Annotated in this window: 15 protein-coding genes, 1 tRNA gene and 1 other RNA gene; 9 read left to right on the plus strand and 8 right to left on the minus strand. The window is 29.8% G+C overall.

Annotated features, from left to right (window positions below; genetic code table 11):
- The first annotated feature begins 144 nt into the window (after window positions 1–144).
- Window positions 145–1,371: a tRNA CCA-pyrophosphorylase gene (locus M9407_RS02385; RefSeq protein WP_250236892.1), complete on the plus strand. Its 1,227-nt coding sequence runs from the start codon at window positions 145–147 to the stop codon at window positions 1,369–1,371.
- A 266-nt stretch (window positions 1,372–1,637) separates the two neighbouring features.
- Here the strand turns inward: M9407_RS02385 and M9407_RS02390 are convergent, their stop codons facing one another.
- Together M9407_RS02390 and folB are read right to left on the minus strand one after the other, a co-directional pair.
- Window positions 1,638–2,525: an undecaprenyl-diphosphate phosphatase gene (locus M9407_RS02390; protein ID WP_250236893.1), complete on the minus strand. Its 888-nt coding sequence runs from the start codon at window positions 2,523–2,525 to the stop codon at window positions 1,638–1,640.
- Between the two features lie 96 nt (window positions 2,526–2,621).
- Window positions 2,622–3,005 (minus strand): dihydroneopterin aldolase, encoded by a 384-nt coding sequence (gene folB / locus M9407_RS02395; protein WP_250236894.1) that lies wholly within the window; start codon window positions 3,003–3,005, stop codon window positions 2,622–2,624.
- A gap of 121 nt (window positions 3,006–3,126) precedes the next feature.
- On the opposite strand from folB, the gene plsY reads away from it, so the two are divergent.
- Window positions 3,127–3,714, plus strand: a complete 588-nt coding sequence (plsY, locus tag M9407_RS02400) for a glycerol-3-phosphate 1-O-acyltransferase PlsY (protein WP_250236895.1) — start codon at window positions 3,127–3,129, stop codon at window positions 3,712–3,714.
- 34 nt (window positions 3,715–3,748) lie between these two features.
- On the opposite strand, the gene tsaD is transcribed toward plsY, so the two are convergent.
- A complete protein-coding gene (gene tsaD, locus M9407_RS02405) occupies window positions 3,749–4,765 on the minus strand; it encodes a tRNA (adenosine(37)-N6)-threonylcarbamoyltransferase complex transferase subunit TsaD (RefSeq protein WP_250236896.1) in 1,017 nt (338 codons plus the stop codon).
- Between the two features lie 163 nt (window positions 4,766–4,928).
- On the opposite strand from tsaD, the gene rpsU reads away from it, so the two are divergent.
- The 4 genes from rpsU (at window position 4,929) to M9407_RS02425 (ending at window position 9,453) form a co-directional block, all read left to right on the plus strand.
- Window positions 4,929–5,144 (plus strand): 30S ribosomal protein S21, encoded by a 216-nt coding sequence (rpsU, locus tag M9407_RS02410; protein WP_250226797.1) that lies wholly within the window; start codon window positions 4,929–4,931, stop codon window positions 5,142–5,144.
- A 159-nt stretch (window positions 5,145–5,303) separates the two neighbouring features.
- Window positions 5,304–7,049 carry a DNA primase gene (gene dnaG / locus M9407_RS02415; protein ID WP_250237415.1) on the plus strand — a complete coding sequence of 582 codons (1,746 nt, stop codon included), beginning with the start codon at window positions 5,304–5,306 and terminating at the stop codon, window positions 7,047–7,049.
- 176 nt (window positions 7,050–7,225) lie between these two features.
- Window positions 7,226–9,061: an RNA polymerase sigma factor RpoD gene (gene rpoD / locus M9407_RS02420; RefSeq protein ID WP_250236897.1), complete on the plus strand. Its 1,836-nt coding sequence runs from the start codon at window positions 7,226–7,228 to the stop codon at window positions 9,059–9,061.
- 317 nt (window positions 9,062–9,378) lie between these two features.
- Window positions 9,379–9,453, plus strand: a tRNA-Ile gene (locus M9407_RS02425).
- 167 nt (window positions 9,454–9,620) lie between these two features.
- Here M9407_RS02425 and M9407_RS02430 read toward each other — a convergent pair.
- The 3 genes from M9407_RS02430 to rsmI form a co-directional block, all read right to left on the minus strand.
- The gene (locus tag M9407_RS02430; protein WP_250236900.1) at window positions 9,621–10,187 is read right to left on the minus strand and encodes a DedA family protein; all 567 of its coding nucleotides are present in this window, start codon (window positions 10,185–10,187) and stop codon (window positions 9,621–9,623) included.
- 603 nt (window positions 10,188–10,790) lie between these two features.
- Window positions 10,791–11,195: RNase P RNA component class A (gene rnpB, locus M9407_RS02435), an RNA gene on the minus strand.
- Window positions 11,196–11,246: 51 nt separating this feature from the next.
- Window positions 11,247–12,116, minus strand: coding sequence for a 16S rRNA (cytidine(1402)-2'-O)-methyltransferase (gene rsmI / locus M9407_RS02440; RefSeq protein WP_250237416.1), 870 nt, complete (start codon window positions 12,114–12,116; stop codon window positions 11,247–11,249).
- A 524-nt stretch (window positions 12,117–12,640) separates the two neighbouring features.
- Between rsmI and dolP the strand changes: the two genes are divergently transcribed.
- Window positions 12,641–13,231 (plus strand): division/outer membrane stress-associated lipid-binding lipoprotein, encoded by a 591-nt coding sequence (dolP, locus tag M9407_RS02445; RefSeq protein WP_250236903.1) that lies wholly within the window; start codon window positions 12,641–12,643, stop codon window positions 13,229–13,231.
- 1,527 nt (window positions 13,232–14,758) lie between these two features.
- Here dolP and rpsI read toward each other — a convergent pair.
- Both rpsI and rplM read right to left on the minus strand, forming a co-directional pair.
- Window positions 14,759–15,157, minus strand: coding sequence for a 30S ribosomal protein S9 (gene rpsI, locus M9407_RS02450; RefSeq protein ID WP_250236905.1), 399 nt, complete (start codon window positions 15,155–15,157; stop codon window positions 14,759–14,761).
- Window positions 15,158–15,174: 17 nt separating this feature from the next.
- Window positions 15,175–15,603, minus strand: coding sequence for a 50S ribosomal protein L13 (gene rplM, locus M9407_RS02455; protein WP_250235176.1), 429 nt, complete (start codon window positions 15,601–15,603; stop codon window positions 15,175–15,177).
- A gap of 530 nt (window positions 15,604–16,133) precedes the next feature.
- Here rplM and M9407_RS02460 point away from each other — a divergent pair.
- Window positions 16,134–16,532, plus strand: coding sequence for a Z-ring associated ZapG family protein (locus tag M9407_RS02460; RefSeq protein ID WP_284309675.1), 399 nt, complete (start codon window positions 16,134–16,136; stop codon window positions 16,530–16,532).
- 223 nt (window positions 16,533–16,755) lie between these two features.
- Complete coding sequence (locus M9407_RS02465) at window positions 16,756–18,129, plus strand: Do family serine endopeptidase (protein WP_250236907.1); 1,374 nt, start codon at window positions 16,756–16,758, stop codon at window positions 18,127–18,129.
- The last annotated feature ends 8 nt before the right edge of the window (window positions 18,130–18,137 follow it).

Below are 18,137 nucleotides of genomic sequence, written 5' to 3' on the forward strand. Positions count from 1 at the left end.
TTAAAAATTTTTATTTAATATAATTAATAAAAAAAAAAAAATCACTATATTTTATATATAAAATTTTATTCCATATAAAATAGTTTTATTTTAAGTTAATCAGTAGGATTTTAATATGAAAATCATTTAATTGAGAATTGCTTAATGGAAAAATATTTAGTGGGTGGCGCCGTACGAGACAAATTGCTAAAACTACCAGTTCAAGAAAAAGATTGGGTAGTAGTGGGATCTAGTCCTCAAGAAATGTTAGATATAGGCTATGAGCAAGTCGGAAAAGATTTTCCGGTATTCTTACACCCGGAAAGCCATGAAGAATATGCATTGGCACGCACTGAACGAAAATCCGGTCAAGGATATACTGGGTTTATTTGTCATACGGCTCCCTCAATTACTATTGAAGAAGATCTGTATCGTAGAGATTTGACTATTAATGCTATGGCTTATGACTCACACGGAAATCTTGTAGATCCATATCACGGACAACGAGATATAGAATTACGACTATTACGGCATGTTTCTCATACATTTCATGAAGACCCCCTACGAGTACTAAGAGTCGCTCGCTTTGCTGCGCGATTCGCACACTTGAATTTTACTATAGCTCCAGAAACGCTAATATTAATGAAACAAATGATTCATGAATTACTATCGTTATCTCCAGAACGTGTATGGACAGAAACAAAAAAAGCTTTGATCACAGATAATCCACAAGTATATTTTACAATATTGCGGCATTGCGGAGCCTTAAAGATTTTATTTCCTGAATTAGATGCACTATTTGATATACCTGATTCAACCCAGTATTGCACAAAAATTAACACTGGTTGTTATACTATGAGAACACTTTCTAAGACTGCTCATTTAACGGATGATATCAGTGTACGTTTTTCTGTTCTATGTCGTGATTTAGGAAAAGGAATCCCTCTTAATAAAAAAAACAAAAATATCAAACATCATAATCACAGAAAATTAGGGATTACTTTAATTCACGATTTATGCAATAGATTCAAAATACCACATGAAATTCGTAATTTTTCAAAAATTATCTCAGAATATCACAGCTATTTATATAACGTGAAAATATTGGCGCCTGAAATGTTAATGACCTTATTTCGTGTTTTTGATTGTTGGCGCCGACCAAGTAGAATAGATCAAATTATTTTGATTAGTCAATCCGAGACAATACGATGCGAAAATTATAACAATTATTCGATCAATCAAGAAAATTTACTACGTACCGCCTTTATTGTGACTAAAAAAATTTCCGTTGCAAACATTATTAAAGATGGATTCACCGGATCAAACATAAGTAAGGAATTATACGCCAGACGTTTACATGCTTTAAATTCATGGAAAAATAAACAAATATAAAAATATGTATCTACAAAATTTTAAAAACACTATAAACAATCAAATAACTTAAAGCAAATACGCACAACTAAAAACAAATTACAAATACATATGTAACTACTTTAATGGTTATTAAATTTATATACAAAAAAATAATATTTTTATATAAATCATAATAATAATTATCCCTATAGCAATAATTCTATTATTTAATATTCAACACAAAGCACATTAACCAATACAAATATCTAATAATTTTAAATTTCTATCAAACACATTAATGTCAATCATGTCATTAACCCCCAGTAAATACCCCCTGCTAATAAAAATCGATATATAGCAAAAGGAATTAAAGACACATTTTGAACTATTTTCAAAAAATATCTTACAGTAAATAATGCTATAACAAATGCTATGACGCTACCCCCTATCAATAATAAAGCATCTATGAGCCCAATAAACGATCTATAATGATATAAAGTTAATACCGCAGAACCAAATATAATAGGAACCGCTAAAAAAAATGAAAACTCTGATGATATACGTCGATTAAGCCCAACTAATAATCCTCCTCCGATAGTAGCTCCAGCACGAGAAAATCCCGGCCAAAAAGCTAAACATTGAAAACACCCAATTAAAAAAGCTTGCAAATAAGTTATATTATTGATATCTGATACACATGATGCTCTAGTAGATACACATAATTCTCCAACTAATAAAAAAATCCCTCCAATTATCAATCCATACATAATATATGTTAACTCAAAAATCAATCCAATTTTTTCATAAAAAATCATACCTAACATTATTCCGGGAATCGTTCCTAACAATATATGTCGAATACATAAATGATTATTATCATCATGTTGTTTAAAAAATATTTTTTTTATACAAATCATACTCATGCTATATAACTGATTCCAAAAAATCTTTGTTATAGACAAAATAGCACCCAATTGAATAATCACAGTAAAAGCTATAACCGAATCATCCATGCAATTTAAAACATTTTCTACCAATATCATATGCCCCGTTGAAGAAATAGGAAGAAATTCTGTTAAACCTTCTACTATCCCCAAAATCAATGAAACAACTAATTTACGTACATCTAATATTAATGATCCAAAATCAATAACATAAATTATAATATTTAACGTAATATCAATCATTGACATATGCACTGCCACGCTACTCATGGTTGTAGAATAATTGATGATTCTTTAAAAAAATTTTTCTTATTTTACAGATACATCTATATACTTCTCAATAAACTAAGTCCTTTTTAGAGAATTAAGAAACGTGTTATTCTTTCGTTCAACACATATACCAACATTAAAAGCATTATGAATGGCGCCAGGTTTGTTCACTTTTACACGAACCCAATTAACACCAAATTTTTCTACTAACGTGTTTGCTATTAAATTAGCAACATTTTCTATTAGGTAAAAATGTTTCTGGCTCACTAAATTAAGTATGACTTGATTTACATGAGTATAATCGATATAAGACACTATACTTTGGTGATCTGAAAAAAATTCAGTATTACATGACAATTGCAAATCAAAAATTAATTTTTGCAAACAATTTTTTTCCCAGTCATTTATACCAATATACGCCATTACTGTCAGTCGTTCAATAAATAAGATATCCATCATATATTATATTCAATTACATAAAAAACTATTTATTTAAATGATATTGACTGTTTAATATACACACATATATCTATAAAATATATGTAGTAATTGCTATTTAACTTCAATAAAATTAATTATTATGATTTTTTTTTCTATTCTAGTGACGATATTTGCTTATTTTTTAGGGTCAATATCTAGCGCTATTTTAATATGCAAAATATTACATTTTCCAGACCCAAGAAATTTTGGTTCTAAAAACCCCGGTGCTACTAATATTTTACGCATCGCAGGTCTTAAAATTGCAATTAGTGTAATTTTATTTGATATATTAAAAGGAGCAATTCCGGTATGGTTAGGATTTCATTTAGAAATTTCACCTATTTTTTTAGGAGCTACAGCCATTTTTTCCTGCCTGGGACACATGTATCCCATATTTTTTAAATTTTGCGGAGGAAAAGGTGTAGCTACCGCATTTGGAGCCCTTACAACCATAGACCTTAATCTTTCCATCGTCATGATCAGTACTTGGTCATTAACTGTGCTATCTTTTGGTTATTCCTCATTGGGAGCCATAGTTACTGCGTGCATTATACCTTGTTATGCTTGGTATTTTCAATCTCAATATTTACTTCCAACAATCATAATAGCTTCTTTAGTTATAATAAAGCACGCAGCTAATATTAAACGATTATGGCATCATAAAGAAAACTGTATTTGGCGTGATTAACATAAAAATATTACTAATACATAAATTATAACGATTACTGTATTCGTGGAAGATCTTCTAATGACCAGCGCGGTCTTACTAAAATTGGTAAATCACTAAATAATCCAGCCTTTAGTCTAATGAATCCAGCATAAGCCACCATTGCGCCGTTATCTGTACAAAACTCCGATCTAGGATAAAACAAGCTTCCCTGTAAAGTATGCATCATCTTCAAAAGATACGACCTTAACGCATGGTTAGCGCTAACACCTCCAGATATCACTAAACATTTTAATCCTGTTTGATTCAACGCCCGACGACATTTGATTGCTAATGTTTCAATAATTGCATCTTCAAAGGCACGTGCAATATCAGCGCAAGTTTGAGCATCACGAGAACTTGACATAATAGTATTCACCGTAAAAGTTTTTAATCCAGAAAAACTAAAATTCAAACCGGGACGGTCAGTCATAGGACGGGGAAATATATAACGCTTCGAAATGCCCTTCTGAGCCATTTTTGATAATAAAGCTCCTCCAGGATATTTTAATCCTAATAATACAGCAATCTTATCAAACACTTCTCCAACAGCATCATCAATAGATTCTCCTAATAATTTATATTCCCCTATATTGCTTGCAGACACAAGTTGAGTGTGTCCTCCAGATACCAATAATGCTATAAATGGAAAAGTAGGGGCCTTTTTTTCTAACATTGGCGCTAATAAATGAGCTTCCATATGATGAATATCGATAGCGGGTATTTTCCAAGCATACGCAAGTGTTCTAGCAATTGTTGCTCCGACCAATAAGGCGCCCATCAATCCAGGTCCAGCAGTGTATGCTATTCCATCGATATTTTTTGGCTCTAAACGAGCTCGATCTAGTGTACATAAAATTAAAGGAACTATTTTTCGTACATGATCACGAGCAGCTAATTCAGGAACAACGCCTCCATAATTAGCATGCAATTCATTTTGACTATATACTTTATTAACTAATAATCCTTTGTCTTGATCATAAATTGCTACGCCTGTTTCATCACATGAAGTTTCAATGCCTAAAACACGCATATAATACCCCCATATTCAATTGATAATTATAAAAATACTCACACTATTTATATTTCATGTCATAATATTTAATGTTATATTACAAAATAGTAAAAATATAGTTATATATATAATGTTAATGACAATAATCTTCAATCAAATATTAAATAATAGAGACAAATATATGCCAATAATTAAAGTGCGTGAAAACGAATCATTTGATGTGGCGTTACGTCGTTTTAAAAGATCTTGTGAAAAATCAGGAATTTTATCTGAAGTACGTCGTAGAGAATTTTACGAAAAACCAACTACAGAACGTAAACGAGCCAAAGCATCGGCTATTAAACGTCATATAAAAAAACTAGCTCGAGAAAATTTAAGACGCATTCGATTATACTAAATAAACTTGTAGTTTTTCATGCGCAGAAATTAACAATAAAAACTTATTTTTCTAGTTATAAAATACCAAAGCGCATTTAGTTACATATATAACATTCAATCATCCATGATGATGATAATTTTGTTATCTGTTCTCAATAAAATGAGCTAAGGAGATACAATTACTCGAATCCCAAATACAGTAATTAATGAATTGATATCGCGTACTAATATTGTTGAGTTAATTAGTCAACGCGTTCCTTTAAAAAGACAAGGAAAGAATTTTTTGGCCTGTTGTCCATTTCATACTGAAAAACATCCATCATTTACTGTTAATATCGAAAAACAATTCTATTATTGCTTCAGCTGTGGATCACATGGAAATGTGATAGATTTTTTGATGAATTATAATCGACTTACATTTATTGAAGCTATCAAAGAACTATCGATCATGCACGGAATCTCAATAGAGAAAAATATAAACGTTTATAAACATAATAATTGTCTAAAAGATAACTTATATCAGTTAATGAATAAATTATGCGTATACTATAAAAATATCTTAACCCAAAAAAAATATTTATACGCTTACAAATATTTGAAAAATCGTGGATTACATGACAAAACCATTGATGACTTCAATATTGGATTTGCTCCGCCCAGATGGAATAATATAATACAAAAATTTAATCTTACATTATACGATCAAAAACTACTTGATCAATCAGGCATGTTAATTAGCAATAATACAAAAAAATATAAATATGATCGCTTTCGTGACCGATTAATGTTTCCTATACGGGATGTAGCAGGAAGAATTGTGGCATTCGGAGGTCGTGTTATTACTCAAAAAAAAATACCCAAGTATTTGAATTCACCAGATACCGAAATTTTTAAAAAAAGTCAACATTTATATGGCTTATACGAAGCGCGTATAAAACACAAAAATCTCTCTTGCATACTTTTAGTAGAAGGTTATATTGATGTTATCACGTTAACACAATTTGGAATTACTTATGCAGTTGCTGCTTTAGGAACTTCTACTACTGATAACCATATTCGGTTGTTATATAGTATTACTGATCAAATCATTTGTTGTTATGATGGCGATTATGCTGGTAAAAAAGCTGCTTGGCGTACATTAAATACTGCTCTGCCGTATCTTACTGACGAACGTCAAATACATTTCTCATTTTTGCCTCATGGAGAAGATCCGGATACATTAATACGTAAAATAGGAAAAGACAACTTTTTAAAAAAGCTAACTCAAACACAAGACTTATCAAATTTTTTATTTGAAACATTATCGCAAAAAACAAATTTACAAACATTATCAGGTCGAGTTAAATTAAGTAGTTTGATGCTACCTATACTTAAAAAAATTCCAGGACAAACATTGAAATTATGTTTACTGCAACAATTAGGCAACAAAATAGGAATTCTAGATGATAATAAATTAAGTCAATTGCTCGTAAGCAAACCTATTACATATACTAATAAAATAAAAAGATGTTATATAAATAACAGCATAGAGCACGTATTGGTAGGATTATTAATACAAAATCCACAACTTTCTAAATTAGTGCCAAGTATACAAGGATTGGAACAATTGAAACAAGATGATATTGTAATGTTTATTGATTTAATTCAAATATGCAAAACATATCCAATATCAACTGCTGCGCAATTATTAGAGCATTATCGTGGAAATAAATTTTTTTCAAAACTTGAATCACTAGCATATTGGAATCATTTAATCACAAATGATATGATAGAGACTACTTTTATTGATGCTTTGACCAAATTATATAATCTGACTCTTGAAAAACGCCAAGAGCTACTCATTGCTCGTGATCGTACATCTGGCCTAACAACTCAAGAACGTCAAGAATTATGGTTACTAAATCAAACATTGTCAAAACATTAATATAAAAATTACAAACTCTTTGGATTTAATGTCACTAATGAAAACAATCATGAAGATACCTCCTGAATGAATTATTTTTGTAATAATTTACTACATATCATCGATAGATGGGATGGGCATTACACCACTATTAAACTTTTAAATATAAATATTATTTTGAAACGTGGGAGTCTTTTATGGAACATAACCCACAATCGCAACTTAAGTTACTCGTCACACTCGGTAAAGAACAAGGATACTTAACTTTTTCTGAAGTCAATGATCATTTGCCAGAAGACATCGTGGATCCTAGTCAAATAGAAAATATAATCCAAATGATGAATGATATGGGTATTCAAGTCATGGAAGAAGCCCCTAATTCCGACGAGTTTTTATTAGTCGAACACACTAATTCTACTAATGATGAAGAAGATGCAACAGAAGCAGCTGTGCAAGCATTAACTAGCGTTGACTCAGAGTTAGGTAGGACAACTGATCCAGTACGCATGTATATGCGAGAAATGGGTACTGTAGAATTATTAACACGAGAAGGTGAAATAGATATTGCTAAAAGAATTGAAGACGGAATAAATCAAGTACAATGTTCAGTTTCTGAATATCCAGAAGCAATTACTTATCTTTTAGAACAATATAAGCGCGTAGAAACCGGTGAAACACGCCTTTCGGATTTAATTACAGGTTTTGTAGATCCCGATATAAATGAAAATACATCAATACACACAAACATAAATCACATCACTGCTGAAGTTACGACTGAATCAATATCTGATGACGATGAAGAAGACAATAATGATGAGAATAACATTGATCCAGAAATAGCCTATGTAAAATTTACAGCACTACGTGACCAGTATGAAATAACACGTAAAACGATTAAATACAATGGACGAAATCACATTCAATCATCAAAAGAAATTTTAAAGCTCTCTGAAATATTTAAACAATTTAGGTTAGTTCCAAAACAATTTGATTATTTAGTTAATAATATGCGCTCTATGATGGAACGAGTACGTCAACAAGAACGCTTAATTATGAAATTATGTGTTGAAATTAGTAAAATGCCAAAAAAAAATTTCATAGCGTTATTTTCAGGAAACCAAACCAATAAAACATGGTTTAATACAGCTTTATCTATGCACACATCATGGTCAGAAAAATTGTATAAAGTTGATGAAGATGTACAGAACAGTTTGTCAAAATTACATCAAATTGAAAAAGAAACCGGACTAACAATAGAACAAGTGAAAGATATCAATCGTCGTATGTCTATTGGAGAAGCTAAAGCTCGAAGAGCTAAAAAAGAAATGGTTGAAGCTAATCTTCGTTTAGTTATATCTATTGCCAAAAAATATACAAATAGAGGATTACAATTTTTAGATTTAATACAAGAAGGCAATATTGGTTTAATGAAAGCCGTAGATAAATTTGAGTATCGTCGTGGTTATAAATTTTCCACTTACGCTACTTGGTGGATTCGTCAAGCAATTACTAGATCGATAGCCGATCAAGCACGTACTATTCGAATCCCAGTCCATATGATAGAAACTATTAATAAACTTAACCGAGTTTCTCGACAAATGTTACAAGAAATAGGGCATGAACCAACGCCAGAAGAATTAGCAGAGCGTATGCTTATATCAGAAGATAAAATTAGAAAAGTGTTAAAAATTGCTAAAGAACCTATTTCTATGGAAACTCCTATAGGAGATGATGAAGATTCTCATCTTGGAGATTTTATTGAAGATACTAATCATGATTTACCTTTAGATTCAGCAACTTCAGATAATTTACGTACTGCTACTCATGATATACTTGCCGGATTAACCCCAAGAGAAGCCAAAGTATTGCGTATGCGATTTGGGATTGATATGAATACTGACCACACTCTAGAAGAAGTGGGTAAACAATTTGACGTAACTCGCGAACGTATTCGTCAAATAGAGGCAAAAGCTTTAAGAAAATTACGTCATCCTAGTCGATCTGAAATATTACGAAGCTTTTTAGATGATTAAGTAAATATAATTTAAAAATCATGATTACTCGTTTTCTTTATAATCATGATACCATATACTTTATTCAACACATAACATCGAAAATAATAACTCTGATCATTGTAAAATATGATATACATTATGACAATCAAGCGCATCAATAAATACAAAATCACATAATGCAGAAATAATTAAAATTAATAAAAAACATTATATTCTGTATATTATGTATCATACATAACATTTTATTTAATAAATGAAACAAATTATTATGTACATGAAGTGAGATTATTAATATAATTTGAATGCTATTATATCATCATAATAGCCATCGACGAGGCCCCTTAGCTCAGATTGGTTAGAGCAGGCGACTCATAATCGCTTGGTCGCTGGTTCAAATCCAGCAGGGGCCATTCCTTATATTTTAAAGTATTTTACAAATCATTTATTCTGCAATCAAAATCTGATGTTTCATTCTTAATAAACAAAAACATACAAGAATGTACGTATGGCCATTCTTGTTGTTAAAAAACATAAAATCTACATCTCGCTTATTATTGATAATAATTAAATTTTTTTATTACATACTATAATATGTATGAAAAAATTCCAGTCGTTCTAAAAAAAAACCTAAAACAATAAATACAAATACCCACAAAAACGAACTGATCCAATTGAATAACTGAAAACGAAAAGAACTTAATCCAGATATTCCTGCAATAATAGGTAATACTGTTCGTACTAATGCTATAAAGCGACCAATAAAAAGAGCGGACAATCCATGTCTATGGATCATATAATTCGCTCTTTGATAAAATTTATTAGGTAACAAAGATAACCAACGTTTTAAAATTTTGTTATTTTCCAAAAATTTACCTTGTAAATAACTAATCCAACTACCTAAGCTTACAGCTATTGTTAAAATTCCTAAAGTAATAGTAAAGTTTAAAACACCTTTTGCGACCAATACCCCTAATATTACTAATAAACTATCTCCAGGCAAAAAAACAGCCGGAATAATAGCATTCTCCAAAAAAAGAATAAGAAATGCTAACGAATAAATAGCTAGTGCTAATCTCGCATTAGGAAAAAATACAATATTGTTTTGCCATAAAACTACATTTAGTAATTCTTTTAAAATATTCATTACTTACTGAATTCCATAGCACACAAAATATCTAATTATTCAAATAAATATAATTCATATTAATAAATTTACCCCAATTAAATGACTTTTTCTTTAACAGTCTGAATATACTATCCTATTAAAATCTAAAATAACACTCTAATTCCATTTCAGAACGAATAATTTCTAACTAATTACTATAATTCTCAATTTTTTGGAAAAATCGTTATAAAAACAACCAATCTATAATTTGGAATAACGCATAACAACATATAATTTTGATATCTATTGATATTTTTCATATAACAATGCGTATTTTGATAAATACTACTATTATTTTTTTACTAAATGTAGTTTAAAACATATGTATTCCAAGTATTAACAAATCTTTAAAAAATTGATTTAAACTTCCACAAAACATATCTATTCTAAAAAACAACAACTTTCTCATAAAATGTATCATGATCAATAACTCATGAATCATTAAACGTAATTTGATTGCCATCCAAATATAATTTGCGATCTTCTTCCCTGAAGAAACATTATTTGAATATACGATACTAAAAATATCTTTATATATGAATAACAACAACAGCATACACGATGATTATATTTAATTTTTTTTAGAGGAGTTAGCCGATAAGCCGGGTTCTGTCTCGGACAATCATTCATCTAAACTAGCATTCACACGTTAGTTTCAGCAGCTTACCCAAGTTCAGTACGGACCATACTATAGAACTTCTATTTAGCCTTGCTCCGAGTGGAGTTTACATAACACGAACTGTTACCAATTCGGATGGTGTGCTCTTACCACGCCTTTTCACCCTTACCTATATTATTTTCTATAATCCATTATAAAAATAATTATCGGCGGTTTTCTTTCTGTTGCACTTGTCGTAGATTGATATCCCCCAGGCGTTACCTGGCACTCTGCCCTATGGAGCCCGGACTTTCCTCCCCTTCACTTGTAATTACAGCAACTATAAATCACTATAAACACAAAAAAGCAGCGATTGTCTAGCCAACTCCTCGAAGTATTATAACCCTTCTTTCTACGCTATGTCATCAATCAATAAATATCTAATCGTTAATATTATTTAATTTTTCATCTAGATACTTCTTATAAAGCATATTCTTTTTCACACCATATATGTATCCTGCTAAAGTTGCAGCTCTTTTTACGGATAATTCAGATGCTAATAATCGCATGACCTGAAGTATTTTTGGAGACAATTCATTCTTTTTTAAACAATTTCCTGCTACAACTAAAACTATTTCTCCTTGAATCCGATAATGATCTTTTTGCACCCAAGATAATAATTGACCAACAGGAGCTCCATAAATAGATTCCCATATTTTAGTTAACTCTCGAGCTAACACAACATAACGCTCTAACCCAAAAACACTAGCCATATCTTTTAAAGTATCTATTATACGATGTTTTACATCATAAAAAATTAACGTACGTGATTCTTCTGACAAATCTCGTAAACGCTCTATGCGTAAATTATGTTTATGTGGCAAAAACCCTTCAAAACAAAAACGATCGGATGGTAAACCAGATCCACACAATGCAGTAATAGCAGCACATGGGCCAGGCAAAGGAACAACTCGAATACTTAACTTCTGACAAGATTGTACCAAACAATATCCTGGGTCATTAATCAATGGAGTACCCGCATCAGAAACTAAAGCAATACTCAATCCTTCTTGTAGTTTTGATATTAACATTGGTATTCTCTTGCGTTCATTGTATTGATGTAATATATATAAAGATGTATGAATAGAAAAAAAATCCAACAATATACGAGTACGACGTTTATCCTCTGCAGCAATACAGTCTACTTGACGTAATACTGATAAAGCCCGAAACGTAATATCTTGCAAATTTCCAATAGGAGTCGGCACTATATACAACGCAGATACAAAATTGGGTATCGATGGCAGCATATTCTTCACATATCAACATCTACTACAACAAATATCATACTTATAAAATAAACAAAAAATATTTTCAAATTCTTTACTAAAGGCTTCAACACGCTAATTTGTCATTTTAATACGGAATTTGTATAAAATATAATACATAAATTATATTCGTTAATCTTATTATTACTAAAAAATTCTAATATATTTCTAGTTTGCAGCTCTTAAAAGATATTTTTGGTGTATCTGATAATATTAAATGACAACCATTTTTGTTTGTAACATTCTTTTTCAAAGACATCCTCCATTAATATGGTATACTTTAAGAACAGATTGTAAATACGATTATATACTAAAAATAATTTTATAAATATATTATAATTTTTGAATGTATTTTAATGATCATACTATGGCTATATCTATGACATAATCACTATTACTCGCTCCATATCTCAACACAGTGTACTTAAAATAAGTTTATTCATGAACTTGATAAACCTCTAACATTAGTATTATATTTTCAGTGTCAAGTGCGTAAATGCGTGTACATGAACATTTCATATCATATATCACAGATGTTATTAATTTTATTCTCTATATTAACGTTGCAAGCTTGTTGTTCAAGTATATTAGCTATTGGAACTGCTGCATTTATAACTACAGCATGGAATGATCCGCGTACTATAGGTACTCAATTGGATGATAGTATCTTAGAAAATCATATTGCTCATGCTCTTAAAAAAAACAAACATATAAAAAAATCAACAAGAATAAAAAACACTGTATACCAAGGTAATGTATTGTTAACTGGACAGACTCCTTCTATGTCTTTCGCTGAAGAAGCTATAAAAATAATAATAAAAATTAATGGAACAAAAAATATTTATAACGCAATTCGTCAAGATAAACCAATATGCATACAATCTATTTTTACAGATGCTTGGATTAGCACTCAAATACGCTTAAATTTCTTCATAAAAAGTGATATACATGCTTCCAATATTAAAATAATTACAGAGAATAAAGAAGTATTTCTTTTAGGACAAGTGACTCATGAAGAAAGTAAAAGCGCCGAAAAAATAGCAAAAACAATAGACGGAGTAAAAAATGTATTTACTGCTTTTTCCTATATTTCTTAAAATTTAGGTAATTATAATAAGATCATATCATCACATTATCTACTATCACATCCTTAAAATTTCTTATATTAATTACATATAGATAACGCCTACGAATATTATATAAAAACATTTACTCTCATGATATTATTAGGAATTAATTTAATATTTAATTTTTAACCACCTTTTACTTTATTCTCATCCAATACATTTATATATAAATGTAACATTTTGATTCCTGCTATATTTAATAATAGCTATTGTTTTGCTAATATTCATAGAATAAAACCATAAAACGACTTTAATTGAAGATGTACTACACACAAAAAATTAATTAATATACTTAATTTACACATCTACAAATTTGATTTATTTTAAATACACTTGCAAATATAAAACATATCGATACTCTTATCGATAGCTTTAAAGATTTTGAATTTTATATTGTGATCGTATTTACACCTATAATCAATTCTTGAAAATATACTTCAACACTCTAATAAAATATCTAATTTAAAAAAATAATGTCCCTGTAGAATCAGAACACACTTATTAATTTATTACACTAATATTAAAATAGACACCCTATGGATAAACCCTCACTGTCTAAGTACCAATTAATACAATAATTACATATAGCTACTATATACAATCAACGATAATAAATACATAAATTCATATTAAATGAATAAAATTCGTCTAATGAATTAAATAAAAATTAACGATACCATTAAAAATTTTTTAATAATACCATCCCATACCTCAGTTAAATTGATATAAGTGATATTGTTGACTCTGATCTATAAATTATATAATCTTCTCTCGTGCTGCAGGTGTGTTTTCACCTGATATTTAAATTAAACTAATTCTGATTTTCACCAAAAAATATTGTATATTGTTATATCAAAAGTGATTTCCTCTGTATGAACAAAACAATAGCTACTTTTTTGTATCGATTACAATCGCATGATTTACCATATGACCACTATTAAAACACCATTATAAATCACACATATGCCCAAATAATAAAAATTTCATATAAAACAACAACTATTATAATCATAATAAAGTAATAAAGGATTATATTGTCTTGTGACAAAGATCTCTTTATTACTAATCGTTTTAAAATCATTCTCAAATAAACGTCAAAAAATATAACACCCGTGATTTAACTAACTACTTGTTTGATCAAGATTCTTATCTTTTCGTGTTTAACCATAACAGTAAGTAGTTAGTTAAATCAGTTTAAATAGTATTGCCTATCTTCAAATTTAGAGATAAAATCCTTCAAATAATGAATAAAGAGTAAAAAATATAATTTCTAATCTTCTCCAAGAAGAACACACCTACTAATTATAATCAATACCTCTTCAATACACTCAAATTTTGATATAACTCAATAAAAATATAATGTCTTCAATTTAATCATCAACCACCCCTGTAGATTGATTACATCTAATACTTATTATAATTGTATATTCTTTATAATAATTTTATACTTAATTATTGAGCTAATACCAACTAAATACATGTATTATAAAACAAATATTAACGCTTAGAAAACTGAGGACGCCTGCGTGCTTTACGCAAACCCACCTTTTTTCTTTCTACTTCTCTAGAATCCCTAGTAACTAATCCAACTGATCGCAATACACCGCGCAATTTCTCATCATACCTCAATAATGCACGTGTCATCCCATGACATATCGCGCCAGCCTGACCAGATGTCCCTCCGCCTTTTACAGTAATATATATATCTAATTTATCCAATAAATTAGTAATTTTCAAAGGCCTAATAATGATATATTGTGTATTGTTTCTAGGAAAATATTGATCTAATGCACGTTTATTTATAATAACCCTTCCATTACTTACCCCAGACTTAATGAACACTCGAGCGGAAGCGGTTTTTCGCCGTCCAGTGCCATAATATTGATTTACATTCATACTTTGTTTTCCATTCATTAACAATCTATACATTGAGGTTCTTGAGCAGCATGTGCATGTACATTTCCGGGGTATACTCTAAGTCTACAATACATCATACGACCTAAGGGGCCTTTAGGTAACATACCCTTTACTGCAATTTCAATCACCTTTTCAGGATATCTATTTATCATTCCTTTAAAATTTAATTGCTTAATTCCTCCAATATATCCAGTATGATGATAATATATTTTATCATCGCGTTTATGCCCGCTTACAGATACCTCTTTCGCATTTAAAACAATAACATAATCTCCAATGTCGACATGCGGAGTATATTCTATTTTATGTTTACCAATTAAATATCTAGAAATCATAGTAGATATACGACCAAGTATTTTATTCTTAGCATCAATAATATGCCATGTTCTCCTAATTACATGTGATTTTGCCATAAAAGTTTTCATAGAGATAAACCTAACTCAATATAAAAATGCAATCATATTAATTAAATATGAAGTAATTAACAAATATAAAAATAAGATACCTGATTGGTGCAGGGCACACGTACTACTATTAAAATCAAATTTCTCTAACATCTTCGATTCTAAAATAGGTACACGCTAGTATTTACTTCATACAATATTCTTAATCTGTAATATATTATATCAATTAAAACAAATAATTGATATAATTAAGAGACAGTCTAGCATCATTTCATTTTTTTAAATTACTCAGATATTTATTTGAAAAATATTACTAAAGATCTCTATCTATTTACTGACTTCAGTATATTCTATACGAATACTTATTGATAAAGAAAATTAAGTAGAATAAAATTCTACTAAAATAATGTACATACTAGCCAATCGGTGATTGGATACTTATCACTTAAATTGTTATACAATAACATATAAACATATGCAAAAATTACGTATCAATCAGTTAGCACGCCAAAATAAACACATAAATAAAATGAATTTAGGAGTATATCATCATGATATGGATATGTATATTCATAAGCTCAATAATTGGAGTTATTATAGGAGCATTTATCATGTATTATAAAGCACGTTATTTACTACATGATCAAAAAACTTTATATAGCGAACTACAAGATAAAAAAAACAAACTAAATGAATATCAAAAAGAATTGAGTAATCACTTTACTTACACTATAAAATTATTAAAAAAAATAGAAGATGACTACCGTCACTTATACCATAATGTTAAAAGAAGCGCCAATTTTTTTTTACCAAATACACATATACAAGATAACGTACACGCATTTAATGCAAAAAAAACAACTATAAAAAACGAACAATTACCAATAGAAGCGCCGTTAGATTATTCCAGTAATACGGAAAATACAATAAAAAGTCATGATAATAAATAATATAAGAAAACTTTTATTAGTTTACATAAACTATTCGACATCTTATCATGCTATGCATAATATAATAATGTGCAATATAGGCAGTTCATCCACCTAAATCTGTTATGGACGTTAAAATTTACCAAAAATAAAATAGAAATTCGAATTTTAGTCATTAAGGTTTTATGAATATTTAAAACAATATTATTCTTGATTACAATATAACTAATTATATTAATTACCTATGAAGATAACACATTTCCTAAAGATATTGAGTATATTATTTACATTGGGAATTTCATATGCTGAGTCTTCTATAAATCATACAACATTTTCTACAGAAATGTCAGGGCTCTTACCGAGTTTAGCCCCCATGTTAGATACAGTGCTTCCAGCAGTAGTAAGTGTGCATGTTGAAGGTATTCAACCTGCGAGAAGACTTACATTGCCTAAAGAATTTAAATATTTTTTTGGACCAGATATTCCTGGAGGAAATTTTGGATCTAGACCATTCGAAGGACTAGGATCAGGGGTGATTATTAACGCTAATAAAGGCTACATTATTACCAATAACCATGTTGTCAATGGTGCAGATAAAATTAAGATACAACTTAACGATGGGCGTGAATTTAACGCTAAACTGGTAGGACATGATGAACAAACTGATTTAGCATTACTTCAATTATTAAAATTTAAAAATCTCTCTGAAATAAAAATGGCTGATTCTGATATTTTAAAAGTTGGTGATTTTGCTGTTGCTATTGGTAATCCTTTTGGATTAGGTCAAACAGCAACTTCTGGTATTATATCAGCATTAGGAAGAAGTGGTTTAAACCTGGAAGGATTAGAAAATTTTATACAAACTGATGCCTCCATAAATAGAGGAAATTCTGGAGGAGCTCTAGTAAACTTACATGGAGAATTAATTGGAATTAATACTGCTATTTTAGCACCTGGAGGAGGAAATATTGGCATTGGTTTTGCTATTCCTAGTAATATTGTGAAAAATTTAAGTCAACAATTAATTGAATTTGGAGAAGTAAAACGAGGTCAATTAGGAATAAAAGGCACAGAATTGACCGCTGATATCGCTAAAGCACTTAATATCGATGCGCAACGCGGCGCTTTTGTTAGCGAGGTACTACCGGGTACTGCAGCCGCTAAAGCAAATATTAAAGCAGGAGATATTATTGTATCCATAGAAGGAAAACCAATAAAAAATTTTGCAGAATTAAGGGTGAAAATTGGTACTACTACTCCAGGTAAAATTATAAAACTAGGATTATTACGGGATGGGAAACTGCAAACAGTATCAGTTCTATTAGATGATAGCACCTCTGTGAGTACCAGTGAGGAAATGCTAACCCCAGCATTACAAGGGGCTTCTTTAAGCAATGGATATTTAAAAGATGGAACAAAAGGAGTGCAGGTTGAAGACGTCGTAAAAGATTCTCCAGCTTACTCTATTGGCCTACAAAAAGGCGACATAATTGTCGGACTGAATCGTACGAAAGTACACAATTTATCTCAATTACGTAAAATTTTAAACGAAAAACCATCAGTTATAGCACTAAATATTATGCGTGGAGATACAAATATATTCTTACTACTTCGTTAATTTTTGCT

This window comes from Blochmannia endosymbiont of Camponotus sp. (genome assembly GCF_023586365.1).
Classification (GTDB): Bacteria; Pseudomonadota; Gammaproteobacteria; order Enterobacterales; family Enterobacteriaceae; genus Blochmanniella.

What these genes read in the sequence shown, in the direction of transcription:
- M9407_RS02385 (WP_250236892.1), top strand. Translation starts at nt 145, where the DNA reads ATGGAAAAATATTTAGTGGGTGGCGCCGTACGAGACAAATTGCTAAAA.
- M9407_RS02390 (WP_250236893.1), bottom strand. Translation starts at nt 2,525, where the DNA reads ATGTCAATGATTGATATTACGTTAAATATTATAATTTATGTTATTGAT.
- folB (WP_250236894.1), bottom strand. Translation starts at nt 3,005, where the DNA reads ATGATGGATATCTTATTTATTGAACGACTGACAGTAATGGCGTATATT.
- plsY (WP_250236895.1), top strand. Translation starts at nt 3,127, where the DNA reads ATGATTTTTTTTTCTATTCTAGTGACGATATTTGCTTATTTTTTAGGG.
- tsaD (WP_250236896.1), bottom strand. Translation starts at nt 4,765, where the DNA reads ATGCGTGTTTTAGGCATTGAAACTTCATGTGATGAAACAGGCGTAGCA.
- rpsU (WP_250226797.1), top strand. Translation starts at nt 4,929, where the DNA reads ATGCCAATAATTAAAGTGCGTGAAAACGAATCATTTGATGTGGCGTTA.
- rpoD (WP_250236897.1), top strand. Translation starts at nt 7,226, where the DNA reads ATGGAACATAACCCACAATCGCAACTTAAGTTACTCGTCACACTCGGT.
- M9407_RS02430 (WP_250236900.1), bottom strand. Translation starts at nt 10,187, where the DNA reads ATGAATATTTTAAAAGAATTACTAAATGTAGTTTTATGGCAAAACAAT.
- rsmI (WP_250237416.1), bottom strand. Translation starts at nt 12,116, where the DNA reads ATGCTGCCATCGATACCCAATTTTGTATCTGCGTTGTATATAGTGCCG.
- dolP (WP_250236903.1), top strand. Translation starts at nt 12,641, where the DNA reads ATGAACATTTCATATCATATATCACAGATGTTATTAATTTTATTCTCT.
- rpsI (WP_250236905.1), bottom strand. Translation starts at nt 15,157, where the DNA reads ATGAATGTAAATCAATATTATGGCACTGGACGGCGAAAAACCGCTTCC.
- rplM (WP_250235176.1), bottom strand. Translation starts at nt 15,603, where the DNA reads ATGAAAACTTTTATGGCAAAATCACATGTAATTAGGAGAACATGGCAT.
- M9407_RS02460 (WP_284309675.1), top strand. Translation starts at nt 16,134, where the DNA reads ATGATATGGATATGTATATTCATAAGCTCAATAATTGGAGTTATTATA.
- M9407_RS02465 (WP_250236907.1), top strand. Translation starts at nt 16,756, where the DNA reads ATGAAGATAACACATTTCCTAAAGATATTGAGTATATTATTTACATTG.